The organism is Vibrio sp. LQ2 (assembly GCF_023920125.1).
GTDB lineage: Bacteria > Pseudomonadota > Gammaproteobacteria > Enterobacterales > Vibrionaceae > Vibrio > Vibrio fluvialis.
This window is the reverse complement of record NZ_CP085308.1, coordinates 497,025-521,494: the sequence shown is the minus strand read 5'-3', so window position 1 is coordinate 521,494 and position 24,470 is coordinate 497,025. Positions and strand designations below refer to the sequence as shown.

Sequence of the window (24,470 nt, the reverse complement as noted above, 5' to 3'; positions counted from 1 at the left end):
TCAACCGCTTGAAAAGCAAACACCGTGACATTGATTGCGAGTCAATTCTCAGCGCATGACGAAGCCTGCATCTGTCGCTGACCGATGGCAGGCACAAAAAAACGCCTTCACAAGGAAGGCGCTTTATCACGGGTTCACAGTCAACCAGTTCGAATGTTAGCTTAGCTCTTCAGCCAATAACTGCTCATCCGTTTTAGGCTTATCAGTCTGACCAAAGCCACGCAGACCCACGACGTGTACGTGCTCGTGATCTTTGAACACTTTACGCACCAGTTTGTAGGTGGTGCCTTTTTCCGGGCTGATGTTCTCTGGTGCCGCAATCAAAAGCTGCATATCCAGACGTTCACACAGCTCGAACAACGTGGCGATGGATTTGGCATCCAGACGCGCAGCTTCATCGAGGAACAACAGACGACATGGCATGATGTCTTTACTACGCAGACGGCGGGATTCTTCTTCCCAGCTCTGCACCACCATCAGCAGAATCGACTGACCCGTACCGATCGCTTCACCTGTCGACAGTGCGCCTGATTCCGCTTGCAGCCAACCGTCTGAGCCACGGTTCACTTCCACACTCAGTTCCAGGTAGTTGCGGTAATCCAGCAGCTCTTCACCGAGTACTTGCGGCGAACGCTGCCCCATGTCGATGTGTGGGTTCACGCGTTGGAACAGTTTTGCCATCGCTTCTGAGAAGGTGTAGCGCGCAGTTTCGAACAAGTCTTTATGCTGAGCTTGATGCTCAGACAGGCCAGCCAGCAGAATCTCATGGCTTTCACGCACTTTGACATTCAAGCGCACGCCTTTCACCTGACCAAAAGCGATGTTCGACAAGCCTTGGTTCAACATGCGAATGCGGTTCTGCTCGCGCTGAATGGTTTTACGAATGATGCTCGCCACTGAATCAGAACTGATCGCCAAGCGGTTTTCACGTTGTGTCAGCTCTTCCGTCAGACGCGCCAGTTCCACTTCCATCTCTTCAATCGCTTCAACCGGATCGTCGGTACGAATGATGTCTTGGCGGATACGTTCACGCAGGTGCTGATACACTGCGATATAGAACAGTACTTTGCGCTCTGGGCGCGAGTTATCTTCAGACTGGCGCAGCGAATCACGCAGATCTTCGTTGTTTGCCACTGCAAGACGCAGCGCACCCAAGGATTTATCCGACATGGAACGTAGTTCATCGGCCGACAAATACGCCAGTTCACGTTTGTGCAGGCGACGTTCTACATCGTTTTCACGCGCCAGACGCAGTACCGAGCACCAACCCGCTTTCGCATTGACGACAAACGTGCGCAGATCTTTATAGTCTTTCTCGACTTTCTTCATGCGCTTCGCCAGCGCTTTCATTTCCAGCTCTGTCGAAGTGATCGTGCGCTCGTATTCGCTCTTACGGCCACGAGACGCATGCAAACGCTCTTGCAATTCATCACGGCGACGTTGAGCACGCTCCAGCGCGCCTTCGTCCGCATGAACACCAAAATCTTGCAGCTCTTGTTTGAACTCTTGAACCGTTTCCAGTTTCGCTTGGTGAGAACTCTTCAACGATGCCAATACCTGATTGTACTGGTTCATCTGCGCCTGAGCTTGTTTGAGCTCTTCACGGCTGCGGTTACGCAGGTTTTCTGCCTGCACCAGCTTCGCTTTGAGCTGTTCGCTCAGTTCACTGCTCTGGCTCAACAGATCGACAGAATCGGAATACGCGAAGTGGTGACGACGCTCAACCAGATCCGACAAGGCAAAGATCTGTTTCTTAAGTTGCTGCAGCGCGATATCCGCTTGCTGGTATTGCGCTTCCAGCGCATCAAACTGCTCTGGATCGGCTTCCAATGCGGACGCAATTTTTTCCAGCTGTTCAATCGCTTTACCGTGCGCTGCCAAGAACGATTTGGCTTCTGACAGTTGTGCAATCTTGGCTTCAATCTCGTCAAAGCGAGCCTGAAGCGAATCGTCTTCAAGCAGCAGCATGTTTGGCGCGATCTTATCCAGCGAAGAAATCGCCTGCTTACTCAGTTGCAGTTGGCTGCGCTGTTGCTGCTCCTGACCGTCCAGTTCGGCCAGCGTGCGGCTGAGCTGGTTGCGTTTATCGCGGACTTGTTGCAGTGCTTGTTCTGGATCGGCGTCAAACGCGACTTGCAGATGCTGCGCCACAAACTGGTTAAAGTTGCTGTACAAGCGTTGCAGTTTTTGTGAATCGAATGCCGCTTTCGCGTGCTCTTCAACCACTTCTTCGCGTTCATTGCGCAGCAGTTCCAGACGCTGTTCACGCGCTGCGCGGCCAAACAGTGGGATTTTCGGAAAACGCGAATAGCGCATCTGGCGATCATTAAGCTGAACGCACACCGCCCCTTCCAACTCTTCGGCATTGATGGAGCTGTCATCGAACGCGTCGATGTCGCCTTCGATCAGGTACAAGTCTTCCGGACAGTCGTCCAGTTCAACCAACTTCTCTTTGATGCCAGACAGATCCGATACCACAATCGCATGACGTGCCGGACCGTACATCGCACTGAAGTAAGGCGCATCGTCGATGGTAATGTCATCGTAGATTTCCGACAGCAAAACGCCGCCCAGTGTATCCGCCAGACCTTTCAGACGCGGGTCGTTTGAACCACCCGGAGAAGCCAGACGCTCAATCTCACCTTCCAATTTTGCTCGGCGTTCAGCCAGCTTATCTTTGGCGATTGACTGCGCTTTCTCTTCTTCCAGCACCTGCTGCATTTGCGACATCACGGACTGGCTGTCGGCCAGTTCTGCGCTACTTTGCTCACGCAGTACTTCCAGTGCGTCGTTGGCTTTGATCCACGCGGGCGCAATGGCTTCCAGACGCGCGATTTCGGCCTGATAATCCTGCTCACTACGGCGTTGCTGACTGCGTTTTTCACGCAGCTCTTCCTGGCTCATTTCCAGACTTTCAATCAACTCTTCGTGGCGCTCACGCTCTTGCTCCAGCGTGATGTCATCTGCCAGCGTAACCTGATGCTGTTTCTGGTAGCTGTCAGCCAGCTGGCGCACGTTGCGTTGCTGCTCGATGCGACGTTCCAGATCGCGCTGCTGCGCGTACCATTGGTGTTCGTTTTGCGTGATTTGCTCTGCATCGCGCGCCTGACGAATCAGTTGCTGTGCTTTGTTGGCGGCATCGTTGCGCTCAACCTCACCCAGCACACTTTTCACCAACGTAAACGCGTTGTCGAACTGCTCGGCAGCCGCGGAGGACATGTCCAGTTTGTGTTTCAGTGCCAGCAGTTCAGAAGTGCGTTCGTCCTGCTGATCTTTAAGCTGCGCCACCAAAGCTTGCGCACTGTCAGCGCTGATGGTGTCATCGCCCAACAGTTGCTGCGCTTTTGTAAGCGCGTTCAGAGCCTGTTGGTATTGCAGTGCGCGAGTTTGCTGCACGTCGAGTGCTTGCTGATAATCGGCCAACTGCGTTTTCAGGCTGTCGACTTCTTCTTCCGCTATCGTCGCCTGCTCTTCAGTCATCATCACGCGCTCTTGCGCTTCTTCGACGACCATCATCTGCTCTTCGAGACGAACACTCAGCTCTTCCAAATCATCTTGGTAGCGTTCAATCTTCTCCTGCTGACGCAGTGCATTCTGCACCAGTTGCAGGTGGTCAGATGCGCCTTGGTAATCCTGCTCCAGCGCCGCTTCCGTCTCAACCAGTATTTCCAGCTCTTCGTGAACACGGTTCAGTAAGCTGTTTTGCTCAATCAAGGTTTCACGCGCGCTGAACAGCTCACTGCGCAGCGCCAGCGTTTGACCCATTTTATTGCGACGATCGTTGGCGTGACGCATGTAGTCCGCCGCCACGTAGTTGGTCGATTCGGTGATCAAATGTTTGAACAGATCACGGTCAGCCTGAGTGGTTTTGATCGCTTCCAGCGTCATGCGGTTTTCACGCAGCGCCGATTCCATATCCTGGAACGCTTTTTTCACGCCGCCATTTTGTGGCAGCAGATAATCACGCAGGGAGCGGGTAATCGCACTGGATATACCGCCGTACAGCGATGCTTCAATCAGACGATAGAATTTGGAGCGGTCGCTGCTGTTACGCAGTTTCTTCGGAATGACACCGAATTCAAACATTTGGTTGTGGTAATCCACGATGGACGGAAACGCTTTGAAGTGCGCCCCTTCGATGGCTGCCACAGAATCTTTAACTTCATTGATTTGACGTACGCGCGCATGTTTATCCGAGACGCTTTCAATCAACACATCGGTTGGTTTGATGTGGCTTGGCAAGCCCTGAATCACAAACGGTTTGATGTCGACTTTTTTGTCACGGCCAGCCACTTGCTGCAGCTTCACCACAAACAGCAAACGCTGCTTACGCGAGTTGACCACATCCAGCGCGGCATAACATGCGCCCGGCTGTAGCTTACCGTACAGGCCTTTATCACGTGATGCCTGCGAGCTGCCCGCTTCCGTCGTGTTACGGAAATGCAGTAGCGTTTGGTCCGGGATCAGTGCGGTAATAAACGCAGCCATCGTGGTCGATTTACCAGCGCCGTTACCACCAGAAAGCGTAGTCACCAAATTATCGATATCAAAAGTACGCGCAAAGAAGCCGTTCCAATTGATCATGGTCAGCGATTGATATTTACCTCTTTCAATCATGCTCATGCTTCACCTTCCAGCTCTGTTTGCTCGTCATAATCGTGTTGTTCTGTGTCTTCGTCGTTGTCGAGCAGGCTTTGCTGACTTGGCTCCTGAGTATGCACCACGGCCTCACCATCGCGGATCAAACGCAGCTGCGCTTCACGCATATCGTCACCCACACGCACATCGGCACCAAAACGGAAAACCGCTTCAGTAATGCGGAATTTTGCGGTTTCACCAATGTTGATGATCATGCCAAGGCGGCGCAGACGGCGCAGCGAAGTCCGCACTTTTTCAAACAGCTTCTCTTTGTCGAGGTCTGAACCATTGGCACGGTTCGTCACCAGCTTCATCAGTTTTTTCTCGTCCGACAGGGTCAGCAGCTCGTCGTACAGTTCCTGATTAGTAAAAATACCTTCATGCGCCAGACGTTCCGGGCTCAGGTAAAGGAAACACAGCACTTTGCCCACCAGCATGTCGAGTTCCGACAGTACACTGCGGTTTATGAGGGATGTCGAGCGCGGACGCAGATAGAAGAAACCTTCCGGTGCACGCACCAGTTCCGTGTTGTAACGCTGATAAAACAGAGCCAGTTCCGGCTCAAAATCAGACAAAAATGCATGGTTGTCCATGTCGTCGCTCGAGATATGACGACCTGCGCGCAGCAGGCTATCGAGCGCCGGGAAAAGCGGGTTTACAATCGCTTTGGCCAGATTCTCTGGCATGTATTCATTAATATCGGTCGATGACATTTGCTTGTACCTTTGCGCCAAAATCGTTAATCGCTTGCCAGTCTGGCTGAATGGCTCGGTAATCCGAGTCTGAGTAACCCAGACGCACGGCCTGGTCGACAACGATTCGGGCTAAATCGAAATGATGAGTTCGCGGATGGGTCGCGAGGTAATCACGCAGCACGCTGCCAAGGTCTATCGGTTGACCTTGGTCTTTATGCACTTTCAGCATATTACCGATGCGCTCTGCCAACTCATCATTGACCTGTTTAAATTCCTCGTACTCGACTTCGGCCGGAACATGACCAGTAACTTCATCATCACGCAGCACCAATGCTTCATCACGCAAATCGCTCAGGCGTTCTGCATCGGCGTACGTCAGATACCAGGGTTGGTCGAAGTAATCGTTCACCGATTGACGCAGACGCTGGCTGAAAGCGCGGTTCTGGTCCATATCGATGGCGGTACGAATGAATTTGTGTACGTGACGGTCGTAGCCAATCCACAGGTCAATAGCCTGTTGGCCCCAACTGGTAATGCGGTCAAGCTTCATCTGCAACGCAAACAGCGTCTCTTCAATGAATTCCAGTTCCGCATCACCGTACACAATTTCCTGAATATCGAGAATTTGAGTCTGCAACTCATCACCCGCTGCCTGCAAGGTATCCTGCAGTTCACGCAGCGTCGAAGAGGTCTCAGAAAGCAGAGCTTCACAGTTGTTGATCGCATCGCGCCAGTCTTTGTTCAGCAGCTCTGCAATTTGCTGCTTCACCGACTGTTGCTGTTCGTCCATCACACGTTGGTTGAGGTCGATGCGGTCAAAAATTTCGCTCACAGAGTATTTCAGCACGCCATAAACGTTCTTTTTCCAGTGGCCTGGGGTTCCGCCCTGCTGAGCAGATTCCACGGCTTTGGCCATTTCATCCGCCACCATGGATAGCTGAATAGAAAGTTTAAGCTTGGAAAACTCACGGTGGCGCACGTAGTAGTCGGTAATGCCGACTGCCAGTGGCGATAATCGGTAAATACTAGCACCGTCCGTGACTTCGCTGGTGAAGCGGCTAATCAAGCGTTGCTTCACCAGTTCGTTAATCGCGTTATTAGCACGGAATGCAGACGCTTCACCCGTGTCTTCAAACATTCGAGTCACGATGACAAATGCATCGTGCAACTCTCCTTCACCTAGCTCTTCGTCGAACCGTTCGTTGCTCAGCACCGCGATAGCGATAAGAAACGCGAGTCGCTCAGTCGTCAGGTTCAATGAGAAATCATGCTGCTTGACCCAGCTGACCAATTCATCGATTGGCTGCTCTGCAGCGTTCTGAGTTAACTCACTCATTGTTATTCCTGTTATTGTTTCTTCTTGGCCCATACGTGAATGTATCGGCCTAATGAGAGGTACGGCTCTTGGCGACAGAATTTTTGTTCTAAAGCCAGTACATCTTCATATTGGTATTCGCCCATATTTTTCATGTTACCAATGTAATCACTGAAACAACGGATACCTGACTTACCACAGATTTCAAAACCGGCGTCTTCTATCCATTGATAAACGTCCGTCGGAATTAAGCCTTTCTGCGGTTGAAGTTTAAAACGTTTACGGTGAGGCATGCCTTCCAGAACGTGAGGAATGTTACCGCAAACCGCATTCTTATAAACCAGACCGTGATAGTTATAGAACATCACCGACACCATACCGCCCGGGCGAACTTGCGCCAGCAAGTTATCCAGCGCGGGTCTCGGATCCGCCAACCATTCCATTACGGCGTGGAACATGACAATATCCACCGGGTCTGACAGGTGGTCCTGAATGGACTGGACCGGTGAATGAACCAAGCGATACTGCTCAAGCAGACCGTGATTTGCAATATCCTTTTCTGCCAGCTGCAACATTTCAGAAGACAGATCACACAGGGTGACACGGTGCCCTAGCTTGGCCAGTTTTTGTGACATTTGGGCCAGACCGCCGCCTGCATCTAAAACGTGCAAAGGCTTGCTTGCTTCGCCAAAATGCGATAGCAATTGCAGTAAATCTTCCCAAACAATGACTTGGCGGATTTCGCCTTTGTCAGAACCGTATATATTTTTTGCAAATTTGTGGGCAATATCGTCGAAATTGCGATCTTCTGTCACAGTGGCTTGAGTTATGATAATCAATCGTGCTGCTATTCTGTCATAGGAATGGCAGGAATAAAGAGGCTTTAGCCCTTTTTATTATCAAGTGCTGTTTTTTCGGACTATTTGTTTATGTTTGAGCTGAAAAAAATTGTTTCCTCTTTACTGATGCCACTTCCGGCGTTGTTGATTATTGGATTTGTGGGCCTGATGCTGATCATGTTCACCGCCAAACGCAAAACCGGATGCCTTGTTGTTTTATTTTCTCTGTTTGGCATTTTCTTAATTTCATTCCAGCCTGTGTCCAGTCGTCTCTTGATGCCTTTAGAGCGTCAGTATACAGCCTTCCTGCCGGTTGACGGCACGATTGATTACGTGATGGTGCTGGGTAACGGGCATGTGGTCGACGACCAAATTCCACCGACATCGGAACTAAGTCGCGCGGCATTAATGCGTCTGACCGAGGGTATCCGCATTATGCGTTTGTATCCGGGTTCGAAACTGATCCTGTCAGGTTACGCAGGTGGTAGTGAGTTCAGTCATGCCCGCATGCTGGCTCGAGTCGCGCTGGCGCTGGGCGTTGCGAAATCCGATATTATTTTGCTGGAAACAGCAAAAGATACCTGGGAAGAAGCACGTCAGGCCGCGGCATTCGTGCAGCAACGTAAACTGGTGCTGGTGACGTCAGCCAGTCACATGCAACGCGCGTTAAATGAGTTCCACTCTGCGGGCTTACAGCCTATTCCAGCACCGACCAACTTTCTGGCTCAAACCAATATCAGTCAGCCTTGGGATAAATACACCCCCAAAGCGCTGTATTTGGAGCAGACAGAACGTTACTGGTACGAAAGTATGGGCTTAATTTGGCAGTCACTGCGTGACTGGGTAGCCGGCCATGAACAGACCGCGCCGATCAATAACGCCGAAACCACGTTGCAGTAAATACTGCATGGGAAGAAACAAAAAAAGACCCGCTGAAGCGGGTCTTTTTCTTTCAGCGTCAACGCTTAATCACCTGCAAACATGTAACCTTCACCATGTACAGTCACAAAGATCTGCGGGTTCTTTGGATCAAACTCCATCTTGGCACGCATACGACGAATCAACACATCGATGGTGCGATCATTCGGCGCATCGACCCGATGACTGATCATATTGAGAATACGCTCGCGGCTGAGCACCTGATTAGGGTACGCCGACAAAGCAACCAACAGCTCATACTCCGCCTTCGTTAAACGCACAGGTTCGCCATTACGAGTTAATGAACGGCGCTGGATATCAAACGTCCATTCGCCAAAACGCACGAGCTTGTCGTCGTCCGGCTCGAGTTCGTGATTGCAGTGGCAGGCAGTGGAAATACGCCACAATAAATTTTTCACGCGAACCAACAGCTCACGTAGTTCAAGCGGTTTGGTGACATAATCGTCAGCACCCATTTCGAGGCCAATAATTCTGTCGATGCTATCCGTGCGTCCAGTAACCAGAATGATTCCAATATCTGATTGCCCGCGAAGTTCTCGCGTCAGTAACAAACCATCTTCACCTGGCAAATTGATGTCCAGCATCACCAGGTCAATGTCATGTTCACTGAGCGCCTGACGCATCTCTACCCCATTTTCAGCCTCTGTTACCTGATAACCCTCTTTCTGAAAGTAACCAGCCAGCTTACTGCGGGTAACGATGTCGTCTTCAACAACTAGTATGTGATAGCTCATTGACACCACTTTATGCTCATTCGAAATACTCCGTAATTCTATTCATAAACAGTCATAATTCTAGTCTGCAATCCAAAAACCTCAGGGTTTATTGATTCAAAGCAATCTCTGAGCAAGCTATTAATTTGCTGACGTATTTGTTCATATTTTTTCATGGTTTGCGTTATTGCTATTCATGTTTATTGTTTAGACTTATAGGGAGAAAGTATCCGGAGTCTAACCATGCAAGAAGTAAAAGCATTTAACGAAAAGCGCGCCGAAATTTATTGGTGGTTGTCGAGTTTGTTCAGTAAAGAGCTCAGTGATAAAGAGATCGAGCAATATCATTCACCCGAAATTCGTGCCTTTCTGACTGGCTTGAGTGAAAACGCCGGACTGAAAGCGGCGGTGACGCATCTGGTGGAAGCACTGAACCGCTTGCTCGACCGTGACGATGCCCGCCTTGAATTGGCGGCCGACTTTTGCGACCTGTTTTTAAAATCAGACAAGGATTCAGCCCTGCCCTACGCCTCCGTTTACCTTGGTAAAACAGGCCTGTTGAACGATACTCCGGCACAAGAAATGGCTGACTTGATGAAACAGCACGGCGTTGCGATTCACGACTCACTGAACGAACCAGCTGATCATTTGGCTGTCGAGTTGGATTTCTTGGGACATATGATTATTCGCTCCAACGAACTGGAAAAACAGTCACATATGGAACAAGCCTTTTCTGAACAGGCCGAATTTATCCAATCTCATCTCTTGAGTTGGGTACCAACTTTCGCGACCCGTTGCCAGTCGCTTGATCAATTTGGTTTTTACGCCGCAGTCAGCGAGCTTCTGGTCGCTTTCCTGCAACTTGATCAGGCTTATCTGACTGACGAATAGTTCGCTATCATGCTCACAAATTGAAGAATATCGCGCGAACTTTGTGACGATCATTTGATCTCATCCGATGAATTTCGTTGCGAGTTCACGCGTTGCGGACTACTATATTGGCCGCAAACGATAAAATATGAATTTAAGATGCAAACCGCTGTTTTCGAGCGGTTTTTGTGTTTTTACTACTTTTAGGCTTCACTTGCAGTACAAGCCTAACCGCTGCTGAATCTGATAGCACGACGCATTTTGTTGCGCTCAGCAGTCATCGACAGGACAAACCTATGGCTACGATTAAAGACGTTGCACGCCTGGCTGGCGTTTCAACAACAACCGTATCTCACGTAATTAATAAAACTCGATTTGTTGCAGAAGCCACACAAGAAAAAGTGATGGATGCTGTTAAAGAGCTGAACTATGCACCGAGCGCTGTAGCTCGAAGCCTAAAGTGCAACACCACACGAACGATTGGTATGTTGGTCACTCAGTCCACCAACCTATTCTTCTCCGAAGTGATCGATGGTGTGGAAAGCTACTGTTACCGTCAGGGTTACACGCTGATCCTGTGTAACACCGGTGGTATTTACGAAAAGCAACGCGACTACATCCGCATGCTGGCGGAAAAGCGCGTAGACGGTATTTTGGTTATGTGTTCTGACCTGACCGAAGAACTGCTGGAAATGTTGGAAAGCCATTCTGACATTCCTAAGGTGATCATGGATTGGGGTCCAGAGACCTCTCAGGCTGATAAGATCATCGATAACTCCGAAGAAGGTGGTTATCTGGCAACCAAATACCTGACTGACCGCGGTCACACTGATATCGCTTGTCTGAGTGGCCATTTCGTTAAAGCCGCCTGTCAGGAACGTATTGCTGGTTTCCGCCGTGCGATGGCAGAAGCAAACCTGCCTGTCCGCGAAGACTGGATTCTGGAAGGTAACTTCGAGTGTGACACCGCCGTACTGGCCGCAGATAAAATCATCGCCATGGACAAACGTCCAACCGCCGTATTCTGTTTTAACGATACGATGGCGCTTGGCTTAATGAGCCGCCTGCAACAACGTGGGATCCGTGTTCCGGAAGATATGTCCGTTATCGGTTATGACAACATTGAGCTGGCGGAGTATTTCTCTCCACCGCTAACCACTATCCACCAACCTAAACGTCGTGTAGGTAAAAACGCATTCGAAATATTACTCGAACGAATCAAAGATAAAGAGCACGATCGCCGTATCTTCGAGATGCATCCGGAGATTGTAGAGCGCGACACAGTAAAAGACTTGACAAAACAATAACTTTGCAGAAAATCAACATGTCTGAATTGTCTATTTAGATTCAAAATCAATGAATCAAGTTGCAATGGTTGGACATATATATTTGAATAACATCACATTTGCACAAGATAAATGTGATGTTTATCCAAATTTTTGATTATCCTTTTTTTGAAGGAAATGTCACGCACAGGGCAAACCATCTGAAAAGGTGGGACGCAAAGCCTCCGGCCTAAACCCAATTCGGGTAGGTAGCGGGGTTACCGATGGCAAAAATGCATACACTAAGAAGTTGACTCCTAACTGACATACTCTCTGCATTCTTTTGCTATTTTCTCGGACCTGACTTTGGTGGCGTATTAATTAATACACCGAGACTTACAGCATGGATAAACCAATACTAAAAGATTCAATGCGGCTCTTTGAGCAATTTGGACGCGTTAAATCTCGTTCAATGTTTGGTGGCTTTGGGATTTTTGTTGATGACACAATGTTCGCATTGGTGGTTAACGACAGACTTCACATTCGCGCCGACGATGCTTCAACAGCCAAGTTCAAACAACAAGGCTACGAGCCTTATGTTTATAAAAAGCGCGGATTTCCCGTTGTAACCAAGTATTTCGCTTTGCCGGAAGACTGTTGGTTAGACACCGCAAAAATTCTGGAAGACGCGAAAGCGGCATTAGCAGTGGCCAAAGATGAGCGTGAGACTCAAGCCCAAGCGAAGCCGGATCGTCTTAAAGATCTCCCTAACCTGCGCCTTGCAACCGAACGAATGCTGAAAAAAGCCGGCATCGAAACGGTGGAAGATCTGCAGGAGAAAGGTGCCGTAGAAGCTTACAAAGCCGTTAGACAATCACATTCTTCAGATGTCGGCTTGGAGCTTCTGTGGGCACTTGAAGGCGCTATTGAGGGCAAGCACTGGTCAGTTATCCCTCAGACGCGTCGCGACGAGTTGTTACAGCGTTTGTCGTAAACCTTTTTGAGAGCAACTTCATTAAAAGCATCCGTTCACGGATGCTTTTTTCTTTGAGTGAAAGAAAATATCGCTTTTCCCTGTCTGGTTACGTATACCTTAGATAACCGTATAACGAGAAACATCGATGAGTAAGAAGTTAGTTCTAGGCTTAATTTTGCTGGCCGTGATCATTGGATTAGGGCTCACGTTCAGTCAATACCTCACTCTGGACAATGCCAAAGCTCAGCAAGCGCTGTTGTCGGACTATATCGCCGAACATTTGCTTGCTGCTGCCCTGATTTACTTTGTCAGCTACGTCTTGATTACGGCGTTCTCGATACCCGGCGCAGCCGTTGTCACATTGCTTGGAGCAGCATTGTTCGGCTTTTGGCTCAGTCTTTTGCTGGTCTCTTTCACCAGTACCATCGGTGCAACACTAGCCTTTCTGAGCAGCCGTTATCTGCTTCGAGACTGGGTTCAACAACGATTTGGTGACAAACTGAACGCAATCAACCAAGGCGTTGAGCGTGATGGCGCGTTTTATTTGCTGTCATTACGGCTGATCCCTGTATTCCCGTTCTTTCTGATAAACCTCTTGATGGGCCTAAGTCCCATTAACGTTGCCCGCTACTATTGGGTCAGCCAGTTGGGTATGCTGCCTGGCACTGCGGTGTATCTAAACGCCGGCACACAACTGGCACAAATTGATTCATTATCCGGCATTGTCTCGCCATCGGTGTTGCTGTCATTCGCCTTACTTGGGGTGTTTCCACTGCTCATGAAATGGGTGATGAACCGGCTGGTCAGACGCTCTGCCAACACGGTACAACGATGAAAATATTCATAGCCGCCAATCCGACGGAAGCACACTTGCTGTGCGAACTGCTAAAACAAGCCAATATTGCCTGTGAGGTGCGTGGAGAAGGTTTGTTTGGTCTGCGCGGTGAGTTGCCGATGAATGATGAAACTGCGCCTTACATCTGGTTGTATGACGTGACTCAGCATGAGCGGGCGCAAGCTATCATTGAAGATTATCAAAGCCCGTCCAGCAGTTCCCGTTCAACACCATGGCAGTGTGCACATTGTGGTGAGCTTAATGAGCGTCAGTTTGCCGTATGCTGGAATTGCGGAAAAGCCGATGACTTGGCAGATTAAGAGCGAATCTGCTGCTGAATAAACTCAATAGACACCTGATTAAACACATCAGGTTGCTCTACGTTGCAGACGTGGCCACAATCAGGAATTTCATGCAGTTCACTCTGCTGGTGAGCAGCGACCATTTCTTTGACCGGTTGGATAAACATGTAGTCCCGCTCGCCCATCAGATACAGCGTCGGAATTGCCAGCTCACGTTCCTTGAAGTAACGCATCAACGGATTCACTTCCGCGGTCAGGGTGTACCAGCGTTTGAATTCTTTCTGGCACAATTTACGCGCTTCATGGATAAAAAGATGGCGGGACTCTTTCTGACTGCGTTGTGGCATCACAATATAAGCAAATAGGCGATACAGCCACATATAAGGGATAAAGTGCTGACTGAAATGGCCAAGTTTCACCAATACCTGCGAGCGGATGTTAAGCCGAGTAATCGCCCCACCAAGCACCATCGAGCGTACGCGCCCGGCAGATATCTCAGCCACATTCCGTACAATAATTGTACCCAGCGACATGCCCACAAAATGAGCCGAGTGAATTTTCAGGTGATCGAGAACCCGCAACACATCCTGAGTAACCGACTGAAACGTATAACGTTTGGACATCAAGCCTTTAATCAGCTCACCGGATTTACCGTGCCCTCGCAGGTCAATAAGTAATAAGTTGAAATGCTGTTTATAGGCTTTGATTTGTTTGAACCAAATCGACGAACTGCCACCTGCACCATGCACAAAGACCACCCACTCCTGACTGGTAGGATGTACGAAGGTTTTGTGAAATAGCAGACTGTCAGACATGAATACCACTGAGCTACGAGTTGATAACGTGGCAAAGACTACCACAAAGCCAGACGCGAATAGCACTCTAGTTGTAAAAATCTGTTTGGTGGATCGTTTACGTCGCTAAAAAAACGGAGCGCTTATGCGCCCCGTTGTATCGAATCAATCAAATATCGCCAGTCGGTACATTTTGATGTAATCCAGCGCCGATTCTCGCCAACTGAAATCTCTCTGCATCGCTCTCTGCTGCACTTTTAGCATTTCATCTGGATGTTGCAGATAAAACAGCAACGCACGTTGCATGGTGATAAGCAGCGCTTCTGGAGACGGTTCCTGGAAGCCAAAACCAGTGGCTTCGTTCGGGTACTTATCGTAATCCAGCACCGTATCTTTTAACCCACCGACTTCACGCACAATCGGCAAGGTGCCATAGGCCATGCTGTAGATTTGGTTCAGACCACATGCTTCGAACTCGGATGGCATCAGGAAAAAATCGGAGCCTGCTTCAACTAAGTGTGCAAAGCGATTGCTGTAGGCCTCAACGAAGGCAAATTTGTCCGAGTGCGCTGCAGCAATCTTATGCAGTTTCGCGGCAACTTCGGGTTCACCTGTTCCTACAATGACCAGTTGCACGTCGTTGCGTAGGAAATGTTCCAAGATAGGTAAAATGTAGTGGAAGCCTTTCTGGTGAGTCAGGCGGCACACCATGCCAAACAGAGGAATGTCGCGTTTCGGCAGTTGCAATTCTTCCTGCAGCAGCGCTTTACTCGCCGCCTTGCCCTGTTTTAGCGAAACCGCTTCATCACTGTATGTTTTGGGTAGGTAACTGTCTGTTTTCGGGTTCCACTCGGTATAGTCACAACCGTTAATAATGCCATGCAGATCTCTGGCGCGTCGGACAAAATCATCCACCAAACCGTGAGAACCCAGTGGCGTTAACAGCTCCGATGCATAGTTCGGGCTGACCGCATTAATTTTGTCGGCGAAAGCAATCCCTGCACGAAGCATGCTGATGTGGTCATGCCCGTATTGCAAAAACTCCATACCAGACAGATTCAGTTCCGGAATCACTTCCAGTTGATGGTAGGAGAATATGCCTTTAAACATCGCGTTATGAATCGTAATAACGCTCTTTACACCGTCAAAGTAGTGGTCTTCACGGTAGCGGGTTTTGAGCAAAAATGGCACCAATCCCGTGTGCCAATCGTTGGCGTGAATAATATCGGGTTTGATATTGAGTTTTGGTAACACATCCAGACAGGCGGCGGAAAAGAAACCAAAACGTTCGCCATTATCGGGATAAGCCTGATTGCTTTCCGCATACAGCTCAGGACGGTCAAAATACGGGTCGCAGTCGATGAGATAGACAGGCACTCCATCCAGTTCGCGCTGACGAACCTGGTAACGAATATGAGGCCAGTGAGTCAGTTCCGTTTCCAGAATCACAGGAGCAGAATTTTTATCTGCGATGGAGCGATAACCAGGCAGCACAAGCGCTACCTGATGACCAAGTTCTACCAGAGCTTTTGGCAGTGCCTTGGCTACATCCGCCAAGCCACCACTTTTAACCAGTCCTTCAGCTTCTGAAACGACAAACCAAACATTAAGATGATCAATGTTAGAATCCAACTTTTGTTCCTTTTGCTATGACAACAATTCCCTCGTCGGATACATGGAAGCGTTGTCTATCTAGTTCTAAATCTTCGCCAATAATCGTACCCGGAGCGATTTCAACATTTTTGTCGATAATTGCGCGCTTTATTGTGCATCCTGCACCAATTTTCACATCACCCAAGATAACAGATTCACTTATCAAAGAGCCAGCAGCAATATTGCTGCGAAATCCCAGAATTGATTTATAAATTTTAGCACCTTGAATGTAGCTACCACCGGAAACCAAGCTGTCGGTTATCGTCACTTTTTTATCGCCGACATCAATAAATGTTGCTGGCGGCAATGGCGGATAGTAAGTGTGCAAAGGCCAACTGCGGTTGTACAACGAGAATGGCGGCTCTTTTTCCAGCAAGTCCATGTGGGCAGCCCAGTAAGACTCGATCGTACCGACATCGCGCCAATAGGTAGACTCCTTCTCGCCTTTGATTTTATTGGTTGAGAAGTCATACACATACACGCCACCTTGCGGGAACATCTTCGGAATGATGTCTTTACCAAAGTCGTGGCTGGAGTTTTCTAAAGCGGCATCCTCACGCAATTCTTCACACAGCGTTTCCGTTTCGAAAATGTAGTTGCCCATCGACACCAGCGCCCACTCAGGATCGCCCGGAATCGCTTTAGGATTTTTCGGCTTTTCTTCAAAACCGACCATACGACCTTCATCGTCCACTTCGATCACGCCGAATTGAGATGCTTGCGACAAGGGCATACGCAACGCGGATACCGTCAGGCGTGCTTCCTTGCGACGGTGATAATCAAGCATCTGGCGAATATCCATTTTGTAAATATGGTCAGAACCAAAGATACAGACTTGATCTGCTTCTGAAATTTCGACAAATCTCAGGTTTTGATAGATGGCATCCGCAGTGCCTTCATACCAACGCTTACCATCACGCATCTGCGCTGGAATACAGTCGATAAAACGGTCACGGATACTGGAGACATTCCACCCTTTCTTCATATGAAGATAGAGCGACTGGGATTTAAATTGGGTTAATACGTAAATGCGCATCAAATCAGCATTCACAAAGTTGTTCAGTGCAAAGTCTATCAACCGATAGCTACCACCAAACGGGACCGCAGGTTTGGTTCTGGACTCCGTCAACGGCATCAGCCTAGAACCTTCACCGCCAGCCAAGATCATTCCTAATACACCAGTCATTGTTATTCTCCATTATTGTCATATATCCGTTCGCCACATTGAGGGATGGGGGGATGGCGACACGTTCCTTTCTCACTGACCGCAACTGCTAGCAGCAAGCACAATGTCATACTCAAAATGCAATCAGTTGGTTATTACTTTATCCAAACACACAGGGAATACAATTTCAGAATAAGTATTCTCTAATAGAAATGCCTGTTACGTTGCTAACTCCTAATCCCGCTCACAGATTAGGGGCTTCTTAATACATAAAACCTAACAATTCCTTCACCCTTTTGGCTTAAAGTGACGAAAATTCCATCAGCATTGTAGTAACGAAATGTGACAGAAGGAGGCAGAGTGAGAAAATTTATGCGACATCCGTGTCACACGCTTGCCAGATGTGAATATTCTGCTTTGGGTCTTGCTTAGCAAAGTAGAGTGCGCCGTCCGCCCGCGCCAGCGCTTCTTTAATATCAGTATCTTCTGCCACTAAAGTGGCGCCGATTGAAAGGGAAATTAACAGCACTTGGTTCTGACCAGTCAGTTGAAGTGGTTGCTCACACTGCTGAGATAATCGCTCAGCCAGCGCGCGCAGACTCTGTTCACTATCGTTACGAACCAGAATAAGGAATTCGTTTTCTCCCCAACGACATGCGGCGTCATATTCGCGAATGCTGAGTTGGATGGAATGCGCGACGTGGCGTAACACTTCCTCAACGCCTTTGCTGCCTAACGATGCCTGTAACGTCTGGTAATGACTAATATCAACCCACACTAAGCCAAACGCGCCCTGCTCTCGACGAGCCCGGGCTGATTCAGCGCGCAGCTCCGCTTCCATCCCTCGCTTATTGAGCAGCAAAGTCAACGGATCAGAAGTAGAAAGCTGATCCAATACCGAAGTGCGCTCTGCAACCTGATGTTCCACTTGTCTGCCCGCCTCGAGTATCGCTTGGGAGTACTGCTCAGCTGACGTCATCAATTGGCCTATTTCCGTATTGGGTTTATCAACGAAGTGAAGCGCTTGTGACGACCGACGTTGCCAGAATCGCTGCATAGCGCTATTTAGCTCGGCAAGCGGGCGATTAACCAAACGCTCGTTGCTCAGACAGACCAGGAAGCAAAAGCTCCAGACGACGCCAATAAAGAGCCAATAGAACGGATAAAGCCGCTGCAACGCCGGAAATTGGCTCGAGTTTATAACGTTGATTTGATGCCAGTCCAAATCGGCAATGTAATTAAGAGCCACTAACGCAGCAGGTTGTTGGTAATGCAGCAACAGCGATGAAGGCTCCTGGCCATCGCGTTGCTTCTCCATCACCTGCCTCATCTGCGCTATCGAATCGCGGTTCATGCCAGTCGCCAACAACACTCTCGGGAAGTTATTGAACCGATTACTTATTTGAGTACGCTCTTGGTTGTGGCGAATCGAATTTTGATTATCCACCCACAACGTGGTTACTCCGTTGACGTTTTTCTCAGGGCTCATGCCTGTTAACGTAGCCAGATTAGTTTGCGTTTCAACAAATCCCACGGGCTGCTTGCCTGCTTGTATCACGCTTCGCACACGAAGCAACGTGGTATCAGACTCGATATTTGTTATCAGATGAGCGGATGCAGGTTCATTCTGTCCGGCAAGCAGATACGGGCGATCCTGAGCTTGCAGCGGCGCCAGTGAGGCGTGGTGAAAAGAGACGTTTTGCACCAATGGGAAGGTAGTAGATGTCACCATGCTGGCGTCGAGTACCAGATGCAGACGAGTTTCCGTCATTGTGGAGCGATAGCGAGTCAACAGCTGAGAGACATGCTGCTGGAGTGCCTGATTCGCGCTGTCCTTTGCCCACATCATCAATGCAGGTTCCTGAGACAACTGACGCACGGAACGTACTTGTTCGAGAACTGGGGCCAGTTCCTTTTGGCTGTCATAGCGAGCAAGCAGAGTCGCAGTTTGCGCCAGAATATCGGCTTCAACCTGCTTAAGAATATAATACGCAGCCCAAACACCCGCCGCACTCACTAACAGTGCAAGCAGCATGTTCATCGAACAAATGCGTATCCTTAGTTTCATACCCAGCCATTCATGCTAATTGATGATTCATACAGACAGCTGCTGGCACTTTCTCAAAAAATTAAAATGAAAAATATCACTTAAAAGTTGTGATTTTTTGATACGGAGAACTAGATCAAAGTTTTTGGGATATAAAAAAGGCAGCCCTGAGGCTGCCTTTAACAATTGAATTATCTATTTCGCGTTTTTGCGCTTGTCAGTGATATCCCACTTACCATCGTTGTAAAGCGCGGTCCAGCCTGATGGTTTACCATCCGTTTCGGTACGCACGTAATGCTCTTTACTCTTACGGCTAAAACGAACCACCGCCTTCAGGCCATCTGGGTCCTGAGATGGGGCTTCGGCCAGATATTGATACTTCTCTGGCAGGCGATCACGGTACTTGGCTAGCTCTTCCACGAGTGGCGCACGAGTCTCGCGCGATTTAGGAAAATTGCTGGCCGCAAAGAACAGACCTGATGCACCATCACGCAGAACAAAGTACGCATCCGAGTTTTCACATGGCAGTTCAGGGAAGTGGACCGGATCTTCTTTAGGAGGTGCAACTTCACCGTTTTTCAGGATCTTACGCGTGTTCTTACAAGATTCACTGGTACAGTCCATGTATTTACCAAAGCGACCGTTTTTCAGCACCATGTCTGAACCACACTTGTCACACTCGACAACCGGGCCATCATAGCCTTTCACTTTGAATTCGCCTTGTTCAACGATATAGCCGTCACAGTTAGGGTTGTTACCACACACGTGTAGCTTACGCTTATCGTCAATCAGGTACGCATCCATCGCGGTTTCACAGATAGGACAACGCTTCTTAGCACGCAGAGCCGCTGTTTCAACATCCTCTTCCAGAACGTTGATGATGCCTTCTTCATCGCCCAGGTTGATAGTAGTTTTACAACGCTCTTTTGGCGGCAAAGCGTAACCGGAACAACCCAAGAAAACACCCGTTGACGCAGTACGAATGCCCATTGGTCGTGAACAAGTCGGACACAGAATGTTGGTCATCACGATGTGGTTTGGTTTCATACCACCGTGCTCTTCATCTTGTTCTGCCTGCTCTAGGTTCTGACTGAAATCTTCAAAGAAGTTATCCAGTACACCTTTCCAGCTGGTTTCACCTTCCGCAATCTGGTCCAGTTTCTGTTCCATGCGTGCGGTAAAATCGTAGTTCATCAGATCTTCAAAGCTGTCATCAAGACGGTCGGTTACGATCTCGCCCATTTTTTCAGCATAGAAACGGCGCTGATCCACTTTCACGTAGCCACGGTCTTGAATGGTCGAGATGATCGACGCGTAAGTCGAAGGACGACCAATACCACGCTTCTCCAACTCTTTGACCAGTGCCGCTTCAGTAAAACGAGCTGGCGGCTTGGTGAAGTGTTGTTTTGGATCGAGTTTTTCCAGGGACAGCGTCTCACCAACTTCAACGGCTGGAAGAATCTGATCTTCATTTTTACCCAGAGGGCGTTGAACTCGCGTCCAGCCATCAAACTTCAGAATACGGCCTTTCGCTTTCAGCGTGTATTCTGCAGCTTTCACGCTCACTGTGGTTGAATCGTATTGAGCTGGTGTCATCTGACAGGCAACAAACTGGTTCCAAATCAGAGCGTACAGTTTGTGGGCATCCGCTTCCATACCTTCCAGATCATCAGCCTTAATCGCGACATCTGAAGGACGGATCGCTTCGTGCGCTTCCTGAGCCCCTTCTTTGCTACCGTACACGTTTGGTTTACCTGGCAGATAAGCTTCGCCAAATTCACTGGTGATGTACTGACGAACCGCATCAACCGCTTCCGAACTCAGGTTGGTTGAGTCGGTACGCATATAGGTGATGTAACCTGCTTCATACAAACGTTGCGCCAGCATCATGGTCTTTTTCACACCGTAACCAAGGCGGGTACTCGCCGCTTGTTGCAGTGTAGAAGTAATAAATGGTGCCGATGGTTTGCTACTGGTTGGCTTGTCTTCGCGTTTGCACACTTCATAAGCCGCTTTTTGCAGCACCGACATCGCCGCATTCGCTTCCGTTTCGTTGGAAGGTTTGAATGCGACGCCATCTTTTTGTGCCACCAGCAGGCGGAAATCGTCTTTACCCGGCGTTTTGGTGTCTGCGTGGATGTCCCAGAACTCTTCTGGCACAAACGCTTTGATTTCGCGCTCGCGCTCAACCAGCAATTTCACAGCCACAGACTGAACACGCCCTGCCGAAAGGCCACGTGCTACTTTTTTCCACAGCAGCGGAGACACCATGAAGCCCACAACGCGGTCCATAAAACGACGCGCCTGCTGAGCGTTCACACCATCCATATTGAGCTCGCCAGGATGCTGGAAAGCCTGTTGGATAGCGTTTTTGGTAATTTCGTTAAACACAACACGTTTATATCGCTCTTCATCGCCACCGATGATCTCACGAAGGTGCCAAGCGATAGCCTCTCCCTCGCGGTCCAAATCGGTTGCGAGATAAACGCTGTCTGCGTCTTTCGCTAATTTCTGTAGTTCGGCAACAACCTTCTCTTTACCCGGTAGGATTTGATAATTCGCTTCCCAGCCATGATAAGGGTCGACACCCATTTTCTTGATCAGCGCGGCTTGGTCTTTCTCTTTCTTTAAGCGCGCTTTCTCTTCTGCGCTCAAATTTTTAGTCGACGTAGCGGCCGCTTTCTTGGTTGGTGTAGTACTGCTCTGACCGGCAGTAGGCAGATCGCGGACATGACCGACACTAGACTTCACAATAAAGTCTTTGCCAAGATATTTATTGATTGTTTTGGCCTTGGCTGGCGACTCCACTATAACGAGTGATTTACCCATAATTTGATTCAAATGTCCTTAATCACTATGCGAACAGTCGATCGCATTGACGTTCTAAAATATTGCTTCTTTTTTTACTATCGAGCCGAACAAAGAGAAGATCAACTTGTTTTTTTAAAAAACCATTTATTTGCTCGACAATTCGACGAAAGCGTATTCTCTGTTCTAAAACCCGCACATACTAAAGTGACTGTGCGTCCCGTGCGACCGCAAACGAGTGAAATATGGAACAAATCACAAATTGCTTAACAACGAGAATGCGACTTTAGCTGCTTTTGATCATGGTATTTACGTGTCACAGCTCTAAACTGGAGCCAGTTCCAACCTGAGGAGAAGTACAATGAATGAGAAAAAAGCCATCAGTGAATTTGATCTGTTGCTGATCGCCAACCAACTGATTCAGGAGCACGAAAGCTATATAGAGGGCATGCGGGCCGAGAGCGTGGAAGAGAAAGAAGGTGTTCTGGTGTTCAAAGGCAACTACTTTTTGGACGACAAAGGTTTGCCTACGGCGAAAACAACGGCGGTATTTAATATGTTCAAATATCTCGCCCACCAGCTGTCCAAAGAATTTACTGTACAAAAATAATAAAAGCCTCGTTAAGAGGCTTTTATTTCAATCACTTTAGTGACTCAGCTGTGCAAACTTATCAAAATAATCCGGGAAGGTTTTTGACGTACACTTAGGGTCATTAATGGTCACTGGCGTATCGCTCAGAGCAACCAAAGAGAAGCACATCGCCATACGATGGTCGTCGTACGTATCAATCGCGGCATGAATCAACTGCTCCGGTGGCGTAATGATGATGTAATCTTCACCCTCTTCCACCGTTGCACCGACTTTACGCAACTCAGTCGCCATTGCGGCCAGTCGGTCTGTCTCTTTCACTCGCCAGTTATATACATTGCGAATCGCCGTAGTGCCGCAGGCAAACAGGGCCGTAGTAGCAATGGTCATTGCAGCATCAGGAATATGGTTGAAATCCAAATCCACCGCATTCAGTTCGCCGCGACGAGCGATAACATAATCATCACCCCATTCGATTTGTGCGCCCATTTTTTCCAACGCTTCAGCGAATTGAATATCACCCTGAATACTGTTCTTACCGATACCGGTCACTTTTACCTGGCCACCTTTAATCGCGGCCGCGGCCAAGAAATAAGACGCCGATGATGCATCCCCTTCTACCAGGAAGTTACCTGGAGCAACATAAGACTGGCCAGCTGGAATGACAAATTCCTGATAATCGTTGTTGATCACCTGAACGCCAAACTGTTCCATGATGTGCAGAGTAATGTCGATATAGGGTTTCGATACCAGCTCACCCTCAATCTTGATGGTTACTTTACCTTTTGCCAAAGGGGCAGACATCAGAAAAGCAGTTAAGAACTGACTGGAGATCGAGCCGTCAATTGAGACGGTTCCCGACTCTAAACCTGTACCCGTGATACGCAATGGTGGGTAGTTTTCGTTTTCCAGATACTCGATCTGCGCACCAGCTTGACGCAAAGCATCAACCAGATGGCCGATTGGGCGCTCCTTCATGCGCGGCTCACCCGTCAGGATGAACTCGCCCTCTCCCAGACACAACGCAGCGGCCAGAGGGCGCATAGCAGTACCTGCGTTACCTAAGAACAGTTCCTGAAGCTCAGAGACGGTAAACGGCTTACCGAGCCCTTCCACTTCACATTCGGTTTTGTCTTCTGACAAACGATACACCACGCCCAGCTTGCTCAGGGCATTCAACATGTGGCGAATATCATCACTGTCGAGTAGGTTGGTCAGACGCGTCGTACCTTTGGCTAACGCAGCTAGCAGCAGAGCGCGGTTTGATACACTTTTGGAACCCGGAAGGTTCACTTCTCCGTCAATTTTTGCAATGGGTTGTAACGTGAGGCTTTCCATTAAAGTTGTGTTCCTTGCACCGCCACTATTCCTGTTTTTATTTAGGGCAGTGAAAATTCTTCGTATCCGCAGACTAACCAAATTCTATGGGGATAGCCAGTGCTAATCTGCGGTTTAAAATGAAATTCTGCCGACACCATAGCCACCAGCAGAAAGCCGTACAGACCTGGCTACATCTCCTTATCCACTCTTACTCCGTCGTCAAAATACAGAATACGTACCCGGTCACCGGAACTGAACAACATCTGACTATCGACATCCTGAATCACGTCAATCAACTTCCCTTCTGAAGTTTTGATCAGAATTTCCACCAGACGATACTCTACATGATAGGTTTGGTTGGCATTGGAACGAGCAATGCCCGCGCCCGCCACCGCACCAATCGCCGTCGCGACTTCTCGACCATGCCCATCCCCAAACTGGTTGCCAATCAACCCACCAACTACGGCGCCAAGCAGAGTCTCCCAACCATTCGCCTTTGAATGCACGATATCTTGTTGAGAGATGTAGCGTACCGTTTCAACCTGGCCGAACACCACCTCATTCACTGGGCGAGCCTGATTTCGCTGATAGGCAGCATTGGCAAACAAAGGAAAAATCAATAAGATCAAAAACCACCGTTTCATTTTTATCTCCTTGAAGATGAATGTTGTTGGGAAACTGCTTGGGTTACTAGGACACTAACGAAG

At 48.8% G+C, this 24,470-nt stretch carries 19 protein-coding genes and 1 riboswitch; of the genes, 7 read left to right on the top strand and 12 right to left on the bottom strand.

The annotated features are described in order from the left end of the window. Positions 1–156 precede the first annotated feature (156 nt). From mukB to cmoM, 4 genes are read right to left on the bottom strand one after another with little or no spacing between them, the layout of a single operon-like run. On the bottom strand, positions 157–4,617 hold the full coding sequence (mukB, locus tag LGV68_RS02550; protein WP_252536725.1) for a chromosome partition protein MukB: 4,461 nt from the start codon (positions 4,615–4,617) through the stop codon (positions 157–159). A gap of 2 nt (positions 4,618–4,619) precedes the next feature. After that, the gene (mukE, locus tag LGV68_RS02545; protein WP_020330241.1) at positions 4,620–5,351 is read right to left on the bottom strand and encodes a chromosome partition protein MukE; all 732 of its coding nucleotides are present in this window, start codon (positions 5,349–5,351) and stop codon (positions 4,620–4,622) included. Beyond that, positions 5,332–6,669 carry a chromosome partition protein MukF gene (mukF, locus tag LGV68_RS02540; RefSeq protein WP_222734232.1) on the bottom strand — a complete coding sequence of 446 codons (1,338 nt, stop codon included), beginning with the start codon at positions 6,667–6,669 and terminating at the stop codon, positions 5,332–5,334. The genes mukE and mukF overlap by 20 nt, the downstream gene beginning before the upstream one ends. Before the next feature lie 11 nt (positions 6,670–6,680). Next, the gene (gene cmoM / locus LGV68_RS02535; RefSeq protein ID WP_020428706.1) at positions 6,681–7,463 is read right to left on the bottom strand and encodes a tRNA uridine 5-oxyacetic acid(34) methyltransferase CmoM; all 783 of its coding nucleotides are present in this window, start codon (positions 7,461–7,463) and stop codon (positions 6,681–6,683) included. Positions 7,464–7,577: 114 nt separating this feature from the next. Here cmoM and elyC point away from each other — a divergent pair, with 114 nt between their 5' ends. Further along, positions 7,578–8,387: an envelope biogenesis factor ElyC gene (elyC, locus tag LGV68_RS02530; RefSeq protein ID WP_024374256.1), complete on the top strand. Its 810-nt coding sequence runs from the start codon at positions 7,578–7,580 to the stop codon at positions 8,385–8,387. Between the two features lie 65 nt (positions 8,388–8,452). Here elyC and torR read toward each other — a convergent pair whose 3' ends face one another. Beyond that, positions 8,453–9,160 (bottom strand): two-component system response regulator TorR, encoded by a 708-nt coding sequence (torR, locus tag LGV68_RS02525; RefSeq protein WP_020330237.1) that lies wholly within the window; start codon positions 9,158–9,160, stop codon positions 8,453–8,455. A gap of 222 nt (positions 9,161–9,382) precedes the next feature. Between torR and torD the strand changes: the two genes are divergently transcribed. The 5 genes from torD to LGV68_RS02500 all read left to right on the top strand — a co-directional run bounded on the left by torD (position 9,383) and on the right by LGV68_RS02500 (position 13,405). Further along, complete coding sequence (torD, locus tag LGV68_RS02520) at positions 9,383–10,030, top strand: molecular chaperone TorD (protein WP_020428710.1); 648 nt, start codon at positions 9,383–9,385, stop codon at positions 10,028–10,030. A gap of 275 nt (positions 10,031–10,305) precedes the next feature. Continuing rightward, entirely contained in the window at positions 10,306–11,316 is a 1,011-nt protein-coding gene (purR, locus tag LGV68_RS02515) for an HTH-type transcriptional repressor PurR (protein WP_020330234.1), read from the top strand. Positions 11,317–11,475: 159 nt separating this feature from the next. Next, a riboswitch (cyclic di-GMP riboswitch) is annotated at positions 11,476–11,560 on the top strand. A 117-nt stretch (positions 11,561–11,677) separates the two neighbouring features. Continuing rightward, entirely contained in the window at positions 11,678–12,268 is a 591-nt protein-coding gene (locus tag LGV68_RS02510; RefSeq protein WP_020330233.1) for a TfoX/Sxy family DNA transformation protein, read from the top strand. A gap of 127 nt (positions 12,269–12,395) precedes the next feature. After that, on the top strand, positions 12,396–13,085 hold the full coding sequence (locus LGV68_RS02505) for a TVP38/TMEM64 family protein (protein ID WP_252536177.1): 690 nt from the start codon (positions 12,396–12,398) through the stop codon (positions 13,083–13,085). Then, on the top strand, positions 13,082–13,405 hold the full coding sequence (locus LGV68_RS02500) for a DUF2007 domain-containing protein (protein ID WP_020330231.1): 324 nt from the start codon (positions 13,082–13,084) through the stop codon (positions 13,403–13,405). Before LGV68_RS02505 ends, LGV68_RS02500 begins: the two co-directional genes overlap by 4 nt. Here the strand turns inward: LGV68_RS02500 and LGV68_RS02495 are convergent. The 5 genes from LGV68_RS02495 to topA form a co-directional block, all read right to left on the bottom strand. Beyond that, on the bottom strand, positions 13,402–14,202 hold the full coding sequence (locus LGV68_RS02495) for an alpha/beta hydrolase (RefSeq protein ID WP_020428713.1): 801 nt from the start codon (positions 14,200–14,202) through the stop codon (positions 13,402–13,404). The genes LGV68_RS02500 and LGV68_RS02495 overlap by 4 nt on opposite strands. A gap of 144 nt (positions 14,203–14,346) precedes the next feature. Beyond that, positions 14,347–15,801, bottom strand: coding sequence for a glycogen synthase GlgA (gene glgA / locus LGV68_RS02490; protein WP_024374258.1), 1,455 nt, complete (start codon positions 15,799–15,801; stop codon positions 14,347–14,349). A 1-nt stretch (position 15,802) separates the two neighbouring features. Next, positions 15,803–17,020 (bottom strand): glucose-1-phosphate adenylyltransferase, encoded by a 1,218-nt coding sequence (glgC, locus tag LGV68_RS02485; RefSeq protein ID WP_020428715.1) that lies wholly within the window; start codon positions 17,018–17,020, stop codon positions 15,803–15,805. A 349-nt stretch (positions 17,021–17,369) separates the two neighbouring features. Next, positions 17,370–19,040, bottom strand: coding sequence for a GGDEF domain-containing protein (locus tag LGV68_RS02480; protein WP_252536175.1), 1,671 nt, complete (start codon positions 19,038–19,040; stop codon positions 17,370–17,372). A 201-nt stretch (positions 19,041–19,241) separates the two neighbouring features. Continuing rightward, positions 19,242–21,875 (bottom strand): type I DNA topoisomerase, encoded by a 2,634-nt coding sequence (gene topA / locus LGV68_RS02475; protein WP_252536174.1) that lies wholly within the window; start codon positions 21,873–21,875, stop codon positions 19,242–19,244. A 340-nt stretch (positions 21,876–22,215) separates the two neighbouring features. Between topA and LGV68_RS02470 the strand changes: the two genes are divergently transcribed. Further along, positions 22,216–22,464: a YciN family protein gene (locus tag LGV68_RS02470; RefSeq protein ID WP_020330225.1), complete on the top strand. Its 249-nt coding sequence runs from the start codon at positions 22,216–22,218 to the stop codon at positions 22,462–22,464. Between the two features lie 36 nt (positions 22,465–22,500). Here LGV68_RS02470 and aroA read toward each other — a convergent pair whose 3' ends face one another. Beyond that, positions 22,501–23,781: a 3-phosphoshikimate 1-carboxyvinyltransferase gene (aroA, locus tag LGV68_RS02465; protein ID WP_020330223.1), complete on the bottom strand. Its 1,281-nt coding sequence runs from the start codon at positions 23,779–23,781 to the stop codon at positions 22,501–22,503. Between the two features lie 170 nt (positions 23,782–23,951). Further along, positions 23,952–24,407 (bottom strand): glycine zipper 2TM domain-containing protein, encoded by a 456-nt coding sequence (locus LGV68_RS02460; RefSeq protein WP_020330222.1) that lies wholly within the window; start codon positions 24,405–24,407, stop codon positions 23,952–23,954. Positions 24,408–24,470 lie beyond the last annotated feature (63 nt).